This is a genomic window from Phenylobacterium aquaticum (assembly GCF_947378715.1).
Taxonomy (GTDB): Bacteria; Pseudomonadota; Alphaproteobacteria; order Caulobacterales; family Caulobacteraceae; genus Phenylobacterium; species Phenylobacterium aquaticum_A.
This window is the reverse complement of sequence record NZ_CANCLE010000146.1, coordinates 1-10,230: the sequence shown is the minus strand read 5'-3', so window position 1 is coordinate 10,230 and position 10,230 is coordinate 1. Positions and strand designations below refer to the sequence as shown.

Here is a 10,230-nt window from a genome sequence, read left to right as displayed (position 1 = left end):
GCCGCGCAGGACAAGGCTGCGGCCCTGTTCGCGGCGGCCCGGGACGGGGGGCTGCTGCGGCCCGGCGTCAGCGAGACGCAACTCAGCCAGGAGATCCATGAGCTGGCGGCGGCCAGGTTCGGGGTGAAGACCCACTGGCACAAGAAGGTGGTCCGCGCCGGGCCCAACACCGTGGCGACCTATTACGACGACCCGCCGGAGCATGTGATTGCGGAGGGCGACGTCGTGTTCCTGGATTTCGGTCCGGTGTTCGACGACTGGGAGGCCGATTATGGCCGCTGCTTCGTGCTGGGGGATGACCGCGAGAAGCTGCGCCTGGTCGCCGACCTCGACGCCGTGTTCGAGGAGCTGACAGCCTACTTTGGCGCCCATCCGGACATCACCGGGGCCGAGCTCTATGCCGAGGCCCACCGGGCGGCCGAGCGGCGCGGCTGGCGCTATGGCGGGACCATCGCCGGCCACATGGTCGGCGAGTTCCCGCACACGGATTTCCCCGGCGGGCGGGAGGAGTCGCTGATCGCCCCGGTCAATGTGTGGCCCATGCGGGACAGGGACGCTGATGGTCGCGTCCGCTACTGGATCCTGGAGATCCACCTGGTGGAGCCCGGCGGCCGCTGGGGCGGGTTCTGCGAGGCGCTGCTCGCGGACGGTGTGGGGTAGGCGGGGGAACCACGAACCTCACGAACGGGGCTGTGGGGCGCGCGCACCCTAAGGTTTGACCACGAAAAGCACGAAAAGCACGAACGGGACTTTCCCATTGAGCGGCGGGAGGGGCCGACGCCACCTCTGGATGTTCACGTTTTGTCGTGCTAGGCTTTTCGCATGAAACCCGAGCCGTCCCTCTTTGATGAGATCGACGCCGAGGCCGATGAGCGTGCAATGCTCGAAGGCGAGGCGGACGCTGACGCCGGTCGGGTCGTTCCCCATGAGGAAGTCGCCGCTTGGCTGAAGACCTGGGGAACGCCCGACGAAAGGCCGGCCCCCGCCCATTGGTTCAAGTAGTATGGACTAAGCGGGCATTGGCCGACCTTGAGGCGATCCGCGCCTATATCGGTCTGTTCAGTCCCCTCGCTGCTCAGAGATATGCGCTTCGTCTGTTCAACGCGGCCAATGCGCTGGATGAAAGTCCGCTGCGGGGGAGAGTCATCCCGAAGGGGCGGCGAGAACTGGCCACGATCGCGCCTTATCTGATCCGCTATCGGATCAAGGGCGACGTGGTGGAGATCATCACCATTCGCCACGGCGCGCGGGCGCCTGACTGACAGCGAAGGTTCGCCTTCCACCTTGAGTAAATGGGCAGCTCACCCTTAGGGTTGTCCCATGGGCGAGCGCACCGCGTGAAGGCTGTCTTCGATACGAAGCCAAACTCTGGCTACGACGACGAAATCATGGGTCGGTATCACTTCCCGACGCGAAGCAACTATATGGACGTCGCGCGCGCGACAGTTGGTGACTGGATCGTCTATCGGGAACCGCAGCGAAACGGCGGACGGCGGGCCTATATCGCCGCCGCACGAGTCGCCCGTATCCAGCCTGATCCGGCCCTGCCAAATCACGCCTATGCGGTGATCGATACAGCAACCTTCTTGCCGTTCGATCGGCCTGTCCCGTTCGCCGGACCGGACGGATATTGGGAAGCTCCGCTGCGGGCGATTTCCGATCCAAGCCGAGTGGGCGCTGGCGTTCAGGGACAGGCCATGCGGCCGCTTTCAGATATGGACTTCGCCGCCATCATCCGTGAGGGGCTGATCGAGACGCTCAAGCCCGACAATGCAATCCGACTTGGGCTGGCAGGCCTGTCGGATGTGGAGCAGGCCGTCTTCGAACTCGACGAGGCGTCCGGCGCAGATCAGGTGCGTCGGGTCGAGGCGATGCTGGTCAATCGCAAGATCCGCGACGCCAATTTTCGGCGTCAGATCTGTGAGGCCTATGAGGATCGATGCGCTGTGACGGGGCTGAAGATCATCAATGGCGGTGGCAAGTCGGAGGTCCAGGCGGCGCATATTGTGCCCGTAGCCGATGGCGGGCCAGATGTGGTGCAGAACGGCTTGGCCTTGTCCGGCACCGTCCACTGGCTATTCGACCGGCATCTGATCTCTCTAACCGACAGCTACGAGTTGCTCGTGGCGCACAACCGCGTGCCTAGCGAGTTGTTGCCGCTGTTCGCCCGACAGATGGATCGAATTCATCTCCCCAAGGACGAGCGACTGAGGCCGCATCCTAGCTATATGGCGCGGCACCGTGAGCGGTTCGCCTCGGCTCACTAGGCATCTTTTGCGAATGCCGTTCACACCCCCGGCGGCGGCCCGGGGGGCGCCGGGAAGGCCAGGGGGGCGATGGCTGCGCCGGGGGAGTTGGCGGCGACCGCCTTGTAGAGGGCTGCGCCGAGCGGGCTGTAGGTGATGGCTTCGGTCCCTATGAGCATGCCGAAGGTGACGGCCAGGCCTACGCCCCAGGCGGGATGGACGCGGCCGGTGCGGCGCAGGTCGGCGATGACGCCGGCGAGCGGGAACAGCAGGCAGACCAGGAAGGCGGCTTCCCAGGCCCAGGGGGTCAGGAACGGCATGGGCAGGATGCGGCCCACGCCCGGCCCGACCAATATCGCCATGGCGCAGAAGTGCAGGCGCCGGTGCCAGTCCGTGCGCTTGCGCAGGGCGACCGCAGTCCAGGTCAGGCCGGCGAAGGCCATCAGGCTCAGGGGATCGAACACCAGGAACTGAAGGGGCTGGAAGAAGAACGGCACCCGCCCGGTCCGGATGTCGAAGGCGGACACCGCGCAGCCCATGACCAGCATCAGCACCACCCAGCCGGTCGCCAGCCATCCGAGCCGCCGGTGCAGTGCGAGGTTCCCAGACTTGGCCAGGACGTTCTGGGCCAGGTAGATCACCACCCAACCCATGAAGGTGAGGGCGTGGGCGTGGACGATCAGCGGCGAGGCGAAGCTGGAGCGCCCGGTCGCCAGATTGATCGAGAAGCCCAGGACGATGGTCGCGGCCATGGCGATGGCCCCACCGAGGAAGAAGCCCCGGTCGTCCTGTTGCGGCTCAAGCGGCATGGTTTCGGCGATGGCGGCCATGGTGATCCCCCCGGATAGCGCGATTGCAGGAGGATACTGCCATTCGCCCCAGGGTTGGGCTAGCCCGTTCGCGGAGAGGCCTCCCTCAGAACTTCCAGTCCGTCGCCAGGGAGATGATCGAGCCGTCGTGGCCGCCTCGGGCGCGGACCGGGTCGCCGGCGAACTGGCGGATGAGGGTGGCGGAGAAGGTCAGGTTGCGCACCGGCTCCCAGCGGGCGCGGCCATAGACCTGGCGCATCATCACCTGGCCGTGGCCCGTGGGCAGGGCCAGCGGCGACTGGGCCGAATAGTAGAAGGCGTCGGCCTTGGACATCCGGCTCATGGACTGGGCGCCGAGGAACAGGGTCAGGCTCGGGCGCGGCCTGGCGGTGAGAAGCGGGAACACCGACCAGGCGTTGCCCGGCCAATAGGCGCTGCTGGTCGAGAGGTAGGAGGTGTTGGGGTAGGGGGCGTCGAAGCCGCCCAGCTTGCCGTCACCCCGGCGGGCGTCGCCGCTGGCGACATCGGCGCGCAGGCTGAAGCGCGGCGTCCAGGCCCGGCCCTGGGCCGTCCAGCCGAGATCGGCGCTGGCCGCCCAGGCGCGGATGTCGCTGGCCCCGAAGCGGCCGGTCTGGGCGAGCCCATAGAGATTGTAGTCGAAGCCGCCGCCGCCGGCCCCGTGGGCGCGGACACCGAAGGTCTCGCGCCGCTCCGGGGCGGTCCCTTCGGCATAGGTCGAGGCGCGGCGCTGGCGCTCCAGCCAGAAGAGGTCGATCCCGGCGCCAGCGCCGGCGACCGGCACGGCGGCGTAGAGGCCCTGGAACCGCTCGCCGGGCTGGTCGCGGTCGTCGAAGGGGCCGGGATGGTTGGTGACCAGCCGGGCGGTGAAGGCGGTGAGCACGGTCCCGCCCCGGCTGGTCAAGTCCAGGCGGGCGGCGTCGAAGCTGCGGCGCAGGTCATAGGTCTCGCGCACCTCCGACAGGCGCTGGTCGCCGAGCGGCAGCTCCTGGCGGCCTAGCCGCAGGCGGGATTGGCGGTTGGGGGAGAGGTCGACGAACAGCTGCTGAACATCGACGCCGCTTTCGTCATAGGAACGGTCGGCGCCCCTGCGGCCGCCCTCGTCGGCCCAGCTGAGCTGGCCGAACAGCCGCACCTTGCGCCCCAGATGCAGGTCGGCGTGCAGATAGGCGCGGCTGGTGGCGGTGTCATAGGCGGGGATCGGCGACAGACCGACCTGGGAATCGCGGATCAGATCGACCTTCTCGCGCAGCTCGCCGCCGACACTCATCCAGATGGGGCTCATCCCGGCTGGGCGATCGGGATCGAGCGGCAGGTAATTCAGCCGCTCCAGGCCCTTGAGCGGGATCGCGCGGGTCGCCAGGGCGGCGTGGTCCTCTTCCCAGCGGTTAGGCCGGACCTCGAGCGGGTCGGTGGCGGCGCGGGCGGCTGTCCCCAGCAGCAGCGTCGCCAGCCCAAGCCCCGCCAGGGCGTTGAGCGCTCCACGCCAGATGATCCTCGTCGCCGCCACGCCCGTCCCCGCACTTGAGGGGGCTGAGAAGCACGGCCGGGCCGCAAGGCCAAGGTCCAACCAGCCCATTCGCCTCGTCCCGCGACAATTGGTACGCTGCGGTCAGACCTGAGCCGGAGTTTCGCCCATGACCGCCCTGCACGCCTGGCACGCCCTGATCGAGGCGCGCGACTATGCCGGCCTCGATGACCTGCTGGCCGAGGGGGCGGTGTTCGAGAGCCCGGTGGTGCACACCCCCCAGGTCGGCAAGGCGATCACCGCCAAGTATCTGGCGAGCGCCATGTCGCTGTTGAACAATGGGACTTTCCGCTATCTGGGCGAATGGACCGCGGAGCGCTCGGCGGTGCTGGAGTTCGCCTGCGACCTCGACGGGATCGCGGTCAATGGGGTGGACATGATCTGGTGGGACGAGGCCGACAGGATCACCCGCTTCAAGGTGATGGTCCGGCCGCTGAAGGCCATCAACATGCTGCACCAGAAGATGGGCGAGATGCTGGCGCGGGGCTGAATTTGATCCGGGTCGGGGCGGCGGGACGGCTGAACGACTAGACCGGGCAGAGCTTTAACGGAGATCTCGCATGGCGCGGCATATGGAACGGCATCTGGTGGCGCGGATCGGCTGGCTGCGGGCCGCCGTGCTGGGGGCCAATGACGGGATCGTCTCGACGGCCAGTCTGATCGTTGGCGTGGCGGCGGCCAGCGCGTCGCGCCAGCCGGTGCTGGTGGCGGGCCTGGCCGGGCTGGTGGCCGGGGCCATGTCGATGGCGGCCGGGGAATATGTCTCGGTCAGCTCGCAGTCGGACACCGAGGAAGCCGACCTGGCCCGCGAGCGCGGGGAGCTGGCCGCCGATCCGAAGGCCGAGCGTGAGGAGCTGGCCCAGATCTATGTGAGCCGGGGGCTGGAACTGGCGCTGGCGCGGCAGGTGGCCGACCAGCTGATGGCCGGCGACGCGCTCGCCGCCCACGCCCGCGACGAGCTGGGCATTTCCGAACACACCACCGCGCGGCCGGTGCAGGCGGCCCTGACCTCGGCGGCGACCTTTTCCGTGGGCGCGGCCCTGCCGCTGGCGGTGGCGGCGGTGGCCCCGATGGGCGGGCTGACCTGGGCGGTGAGCGCGGCGTCGCTGGCGTTCCTGGCCCTGCTGGGGGCGGTGGGCGCCCGGGCCGGCGGGGCGGGAGTTTTGAAAGCCACCCTGAGGGTGACCTTCTGGGGCGCCTTCGCCATGGCCCTCACCGCCGGGGTCGGGGCCCTGTTCGGGGTGGCGGCGGGCTAGGTGAGTGCGGCAGTGAACGGGGCCGACGAAGCCCCGCCATGTCCCGGGATCAAGACTTGTCGGGTCGGGTCCGATTGAGCAAGGCCAGGCCGCGCACCTCGGCGTCGGCCAGGGTGCGCAGGGCGACGCTGTCATCCACCCGGTAGATGGCGATGGCGGCCTCCAGCTCGCGCGCCGCCTGCTCAAAGGCGATGTTGTATTGCTTGGCGTTGAGGATGCTGACCAGGAAGGTGGCCAGGGCCGCCGCCGCAGACAAGGTCATGGCCCAGGGCGCGTCCATGAATGGCTTGGCGGTATTGGCGCCAATCAGCACGGAGCAGACAACCGAGGTCCCGCCCAGGCTGGCGTTCACGGCGCCGAACGCCTGTTGCCAGCGCACCCAGGTTCTCAGCTTGGTCTTGAAATAGGGCGGCACCTCACGCAGGGCTTCGGCCATGTCTTCCTCCATGCTCGCCCCAGGATCATAGCGCCACAGATCGCGCTTCGGTAGATCAGAGAGCTTGCATTCGGGGACGCCGCCGCATCCGGCGCGCGCCTGGGGAGGTAGGCTCTAGCCCGGCTTGGGCGGCGGTGGCGGGGCGCAATGGCCGGCCCGGGCCTGGACGACATAGAACAGGGCGCGGGAGGCGGCGAAGTCGTGGTGCGCCGCGATCGGGCCGGTGGGATCGCCGGTGATCAGGCTGACCGCCTCGGCCTGGGTGGAAGCCCCGGTCGCGGGCGCCATGGCCTGCTGGTTCCAGCGGGAGAGCTGGCCCGAACAGGCGGCGACGGTGGCCAGGGCCACCTGGTCGGCGGAGTCCTTCGCGCCCGCCAGGCTGTAGGCCCAGCGATGCACGCAATCCTCGACCGGCGCGGCCGGATCGCTGGCGGCTGTGGCCGGAGCCGGAGCTCCGGAGGCCGTGGCGGCGGTCGCGTTGGGGAAGGGGGTGCAGATCCCCTTGGCGACGGGCTCACCGCAGGCGGCGAGCCCCATGAGCGCGACCAGGGGCAGCAGGCGGACGGGGGTCATGGCCACGCCTATTCGCAGACGCGGGTCGGCTGTTGGACCAGTTGGCCGCGGTCGTCGTAATAGGCGCGGGACTCGATGTGGCAGTTGCCGGCCTGGACATATTCGCTGTTGTAGGGGCGGGCATAGACCCGGCCGCTGCTGCGATAGGCGGCCTGGGGCCGATTGTAGCATTTGGTGCGGGCCAGCTGATTGCCGACCACGGCGCCGCCGAGGCCGCCGATCAGGGCGCCGTTGCGGTGAGAGACCGCGTTGCCGATCAGGGCCCCGCCGACCGCGCCCAGCACGGTTCCGGCGACGCGCCGGTCGTGGCCGTTCTGGTCGCAATAGGTCCTGGCCTGGGCCAGGGAAGGCGTGGCGATCAGCACAGCCAGCCCGGCCATCATCAAGATACGTCGCATAGCAGTGGTCTCCGTTCCTGAGCGAACCAACGCCTGGGACGGTGAAGGGATGCGTGGCCGTCAGAAACGGGTCGGCCTCAGCGGCCCTCGGTCCAGACGTCGAGGGGCTGATGGGCCTCGTGGCGGACCAGGAAGACATAGCCCAGGGCGAAGACCACGGCCCCGATCAGCGCCGCGCCCCAGAATCCGACGGGGGTGGCGAACCAGAGGGTGAGGGTCGAGATGAGGGTCGCCAGCAGCAGCATCGACCATCGCAGCACCATGTTGAAGGCATGGTAGGCGCGCTCGTGGTCCAGGACCTCGGGGGTGTGAATCGGGAACTCGGACGCCATAAGGTTTCCTCCCATTGTTCTGATTTCCCTTGGGGAAATCATGCGCCTGGAATGGGACCTTGGGAAGGGGGGAACGCGCTGCTCCCCTCGTGGGGGAGCTGCCCCGGAGGGGCTGAGGGGGCCGCCCTCTCTCGAGGGCGGTTGGGGCGGACAAGCAGCGTCCGTCCCTTCGGGCCGGCCCCCTCAGCCGGCTTCGCCGACAGCCCCCCAGAGGGGGAGCAGCGCTCTAGCTGACCGGCCGCGACCGCGCCGGCAGGAACTTCGGGTTGCGGACCAGGGCGGCGCTGATCAGGGCGATGACCAGGCCGACGGGGAAGATCTCGGCGAAGGTCATGGGCAGGCGGTAGAGCGGGTTGGCGTACTGCACCCGCATGATCTCCATCTGGGCGGCGAGTTTGGCGTAGGCCGCGCCCGTGACGCCAGCGGCGCGCTTGGCCGCCAGGGCCTGGGCGATATAGAGGTCCATGAAGGCGTAGTGGGTGACGGCCAGATAGACCTCCCAGACCGCCACATAGGCGAGGCCGGCGACCGCAGCGATGGCCAGGCCGAGCCCCAGGGCCGGGACGAAGCCGATGACGCCACCCAGCACCTGGTCGCGATACTGCTTCACCCCCACCAGGATCGCGGACAGGGCGACCAGCATGATCAGATAGCCCAGCCAGAGGTCGGAATGGGGCGGGCCGCCATGGGAGGCGAGGATCGTGCCGAGAATGCCGAAGATGACGACGAGGCCCGAGATCAGGCCGTAGGTGAGGATATAGCGGGTCATGCCGGGGCTCCCTGGAGCGCGGGGTTCAAGATGACCCAAGCCTGACCATTGGGCGAGGCCCACGGTATCGCCCGAAAGGGTGAATTCGACGGTCTGACCCGTCCAAAGGGGTGATCAGGGGATCAGGTGCAGGTCGCGGGCCTTGCCCAGGGCCTGGGTGCGGCGGGCCACGTCCAGCTTGGCGAACAGGTTGGCGATATGGGTCTTGATGGTGTTGGGCGACAGGCCGAGGGCCAGGGCGATCTCCTTGTTGGAGCGACCGGCGGCCAGTTGCTCCAGCACCTTCATTTCCTGGCCGGTGACGCCGAGGGCGGCCTGGGCGGCGAGGTTGCGCTGGAACGGTGCGGGGCGTGACCGGGCGGCCAGCTTCCATCCCACCCAGACCCCGCCGGCGGCGAAGGCGGCGCCGATGACCGCCACATAGATCCGCCAGGAGAACACCCGGGCCAGATACTGATATTCCATCCAGCGCAGGACGAAGGCCCCGGCGGCCAGGATCAGCGCCCAGATGAGGACCGTGCGGGTCATGAGCCGATGGTGCGGCATCTGGGGCGGGGGTCAACCGTCGCGACGCCCGGGCCGGTGATCAGCTTGCGGCGGCGGGGGTCCTGAGGACCGGGAACCAGGTCCGCAGGGGGTGCAGATATTGGCCGATCACGCCCGGGGCGACCTCGTCATCGATCCCCGTGGGGGTAAGGCAGGGGCCGGGGGCGTAATAGGTGCCGAAAAGCCGGTCATAGAGCGAAAACACGGTGGCGAAGTTCACCCCCGAACCCCGTTGCTCCAGGGCGTGATGCCAGCGGTGCATGGCCGGGGAGATGAACACCTTCTCCAGCGGGCCCAGGGTCCAGGGCACGTCGGCGTGGATCATGTGGCCCCAGTAGTGGCGCACGGCCACGGCCAGGATGACCGCCCAGTCGGGCAGGCCCAGCGCCACCATGCCCAGCAGGTCGATCAGGGTGCCCAGGCGGTCGAAGGGATGCATGCGCAACAGGCTGAGCCAGCTCAGCTTGGTGTCGCTGTGGTGGATGGCGTGGGACGGCCAGAGCAGGGCGGTGTGATAGAGCCGGTGATTGCAGTAGCCGAGGAAGTCGCAGATCGCGATGGCGGCGATCCCCGTGCCGATCGGCCCGATCCGGGCCCAGACCACCTCGCCGGCATAGACCGCGCCGGGCGCGTGCATCAGGGCGTAGAGGGTGGCGGTGGCCAGCGTCAGGGCAGGCGCGACAGTCAGGGTGTCCAGCACATAGAGGGCGAGGTTGTTGCGGGTCTCGGAGGCGGCGGCCCGGGCGTCTGAAATCGCCCGCGCGCCCTTGACCATCAGGGAGAGGATGAAGAACCCCAGCGCCATCAGGCCGAGTTCCAGGGCCTGGTTCAGATAGGCCGCGAGGGCCGGGGGCAGGGACATTCTGGGGCTCGCGTCCGATCGGAAATCCTGGCGACGAACCTAGCCCGAGAGACTCTACGCAAGTCTTAAGTGGCGCACGAAGGCCTAGGCTTAACCTCTTGATAACCCTGGGCGCCGAGGGGTGTCCGAGCGGATGGACGCGGGGCGGGCGATGATCGATCAGAGGCAGGCGCCGACCTGGAACGCGAGGCCGATGGTGCTGGCGGCCGTGGCCCTTGGCCTGGCGGCCCTGCTGCTGGGCGCGGCGCGGCTGGCGTTCGCCATGACCGAGCCCCTGTGGTTCGACGAGGCCTTCACCCTGTCCATCGTCTCGCGCCCCGACGGGGCGAGCTTCTGGCGGCAGGTCTATCTGGATTCCAACGGCCCGGCCTTCTACCTGATCGAGCGGCTGTGGAGCGGGCTGGCCGGGCGGTCGGACCTGGCCCTGCGGATCCCGACGCTGTTGGCGGTGTGGGCG

16 protein-coding genes are annotated in these 10,230 nt (G+C 68.7%); 7 read left to right on the top strand and 9 right to left on the bottom strand.

The genetic code is table 11. The annotated features are described in order from the left end of the window. From Q7P21_RS16330 to Q7P21_RS16315, 4 genes are all read left to right on the top strand, one after another. Window positions 1-660: M24 family metallopeptidase (locus Q7P21_RS16330; RefSeq protein WP_304177933.1), on the top strand; the 660-nt coding region annotated here is incomplete at its 5' end. A 162-nt stretch (window positions 661-822) separates the two neighbouring features. Beyond that, window positions 823-1,002, top strand: coding sequence for an antitoxin (locus Q7P21_RS16325; RefSeq protein ID WP_304164924.1), 180 nt, complete (start codon window positions 823-825; stop codon window positions 1,000-1,002). 17 nt (window positions 1,003-1,019) lie between these two features. After that, entirely contained in the window at window positions 1,020-1,262 is a 243-nt protein-coding gene (locus Q7P21_RS16320) for a type II toxin-antitoxin system RelE/ParE family toxin (RefSeq protein WP_368670109.1), read from the top strand. Window positions 1,263-1,337: 75 nt separating this feature from the next. Next, window positions 1,338-2,267 carry an HNH endonuclease gene (locus Q7P21_RS16315; RefSeq protein WP_304164922.1) on the top strand — a complete coding sequence of 310 codons (930 nt, stop codon included), beginning with the start codon at window positions 1,338-1,340 and terminating at the stop codon, window positions 2,265-2,267. 20 nt (window positions 2,268-2,287) lie between these two features. Here Q7P21_RS16315 and Q7P21_RS16310 read toward each other — a convergent pair whose 3' ends face one another. Both Q7P21_RS16310 and Q7P21_RS16305 read right to left on the bottom strand, forming a co-directional pair. Next, entirely contained in the window at window positions 2,288-3,076 is a 789-nt protein-coding gene (locus tag Q7P21_RS16310) for a hypothetical protein (RefSeq protein WP_304164920.1), read from the bottom strand. Window positions 3,077-3,161: 85 nt separating this feature from the next. Then, window positions 3,162-4,583 (bottom strand): alginate export family protein, encoded by a 1,422-nt coding sequence (locus Q7P21_RS16305; RefSeq protein ID WP_304177931.1) that lies wholly within the window; start codon window positions 4,581-4,583, stop codon window positions 3,162-3,164. A 127-nt stretch (window positions 4,584-4,710) separates the two neighbouring features. Between Q7P21_RS16305 and Q7P21_RS16300 the strand changes: the two genes are divergently transcribed. Further along, window positions 4,711-5,091 carry a nuclear transport factor 2 family protein gene (locus tag Q7P21_RS16300; RefSeq protein ID WP_304164915.1) on the top strand — a complete coding sequence of 127 codons (381 nt, stop codon included), beginning with the start codon at window positions 4,711-4,713 and terminating at the stop codon, window positions 5,089-5,091. A 70-nt stretch (window positions 5,092-5,161) separates the two neighbouring features. Continuing rightward, window positions 5,162-5,857 (top strand): VIT family protein, encoded by a 696-nt coding sequence (locus Q7P21_RS16295; protein ID WP_304164913.1) that lies wholly within the window; start codon window positions 5,162-5,164, stop codon window positions 5,855-5,857. A gap of 49 nt (window positions 5,858-5,906) precedes the next feature. On the opposite strand, the gene Q7P21_RS16290 is transcribed toward Q7P21_RS16295, so the two are convergent. From Q7P21_RS16290 to Q7P21_RS16260, 7 genes are all read right to left on the bottom strand, one after another. Continuing rightward, window positions 5,907-6,293, bottom strand: a complete 387-nt coding sequence (locus tag Q7P21_RS16290; RefSeq protein ID WP_304164910.1) for a hypothetical protein — start codon at window positions 6,291-6,293, stop codon at window positions 5,907-5,909. A gap of 114 nt (window positions 6,294-6,407) precedes the next feature. After that, window positions 6,408-6,866: a hypothetical protein gene (locus Q7P21_RS16285; RefSeq protein ID WP_304177929.1), complete on the bottom strand. Its 459-nt coding sequence runs from the start codon at window positions 6,864-6,866 to the stop codon at window positions 6,408-6,410. An 8-nt stretch (window positions 6,867-6,874) separates the two neighbouring features. Beyond that, the gene (locus tag Q7P21_RS16280; protein WP_304164905.1) at window positions 6,875-7,264 is read right to left on the bottom strand and encodes a glycine zipper 2TM domain-containing protein; all 390 of its coding nucleotides are present in this window, start codon (window positions 7,262-7,264) and stop codon (window positions 6,875-6,877) included. Between the two features lie 77 nt (window positions 7,265-7,341). Beyond that, window positions 7,342-7,596, bottom strand: coding sequence for a hypothetical protein (locus Q7P21_RS16275; RefSeq protein ID WP_304164902.1), 255 nt, complete (start codon window positions 7,594-7,596; stop codon window positions 7,342-7,344). Window positions 7,597-7,822: 226 nt separating this feature from the next. Next, on the bottom strand, window positions 7,823-8,365 hold the full coding sequence (locus tag Q7P21_RS16270; protein ID WP_304164899.1) for a DUF4199 domain-containing protein: 543 nt from the start codon (window positions 8,363-8,365) through the stop codon (window positions 7,823-7,825). Between the two features lie 114 nt (window positions 8,366-8,479). Then, window positions 8,480-8,893 carry a LuxR C-terminal-related transcriptional regulator gene (locus tag Q7P21_RS16265; protein WP_304164896.1) on the bottom strand — a complete coding sequence of 138 codons (414 nt, stop codon included), beginning with the start codon at window positions 8,891-8,893 and terminating at the stop codon, window positions 8,480-8,482. Window positions 8,894-8,951: 58 nt separating this feature from the next. Beyond that, the gene (locus Q7P21_RS16260) at window positions 8,952-9,773 is read right to left on the bottom strand and encodes a sterol desaturase family protein (RefSeq protein ID WP_304164893.1); all 822 of its coding nucleotides are present in this window, start codon (window positions 9,771-9,773) and stop codon (window positions 8,952-8,954) included. Window positions 9,774-9,924: 151 nt separating this feature from the next. Here Q7P21_RS16260 and Q7P21_RS16255 point away from each other — a divergent pair. Then, a partial coding sequence (locus tag Q7P21_RS16255; RefSeq protein WP_304177927.1) for a hypothetical protein occupies window positions 9,925-10,230 on the top strand: 306 nt, incomplete at its 3' end.

Coding starts and splice junctions, on each gene's coding strand:
- Q7P21_RS16325 (WP_304164924.1), top strand. CDS start 823: ATGAAACCCGAGCCGTCCCTCTTTGATGAGATCGACGCCGAGGCCGAT.
- Q7P21_RS16310 (WP_304164920.1), bottom strand. CDS start 3,076: ATGGCCGCCATCGCCGAAACCATGCCGCTTGAGCCGCAACAGGACGAC.
- Q7P21_RS16300 (WP_304164915.1), top strand. CDS start 4,711: ATGACCGCCCTGCACGCCTGGCACGCCCTGATCGAGGCGCGCGACTAT.
- Q7P21_RS16295 (WP_304164913.1), top strand. CDS start 5,162: ATGGCGCGGCATATGGAACGGCATCTGGTGGCGCGGATCGGCTGGCTG.
- Q7P21_RS16290 (WP_304164910.1), bottom strand. CDS start 6,293: ATGGCCGAAGCCCTGCGTGAGGTGCCGCCCTATTTCAAGACCAAGCTG.
- Q7P21_RS16285 (WP_304177929.1), bottom strand. CDS start 6,866: ATGACCCCCGTCCGCCTGCTGCCCCTGGTCGCGCTCATGGGGCTCGCC.
- Q7P21_RS16280 (WP_304164905.1), bottom strand. CDS start 7,264: ATGCGACGTATCTTGATGATGGCCGGGCTGGCTGTGCTGATCGCCACG.
- Q7P21_RS16275 (WP_304164902.1), bottom strand. CDS start 7,596: ATGGCGTCCGAGTTCCCGATTCACACCCCCGAGGTCCTGGACCACGAG.
- Q7P21_RS16270 (WP_304164899.1), bottom strand. CDS start 8,365: ATGACCCGCTATATCCTCACCTACGGCCTGATCTCGGGCCTCGTCGTC.
- Q7P21_RS16265 (WP_304164896.1), bottom strand. CDS start 8,893: ATGACCCGCACGGTCCTCATCTGGGCGCTGATCCTGGCCGCCGGGGCC.
- Q7P21_RS16260 (WP_304164893.1), bottom strand. CDS start 9,773: ATGTCCCTGCCCCCGGCCCTCGCGGCCTATCTGAACCAGGCCCTGGAA.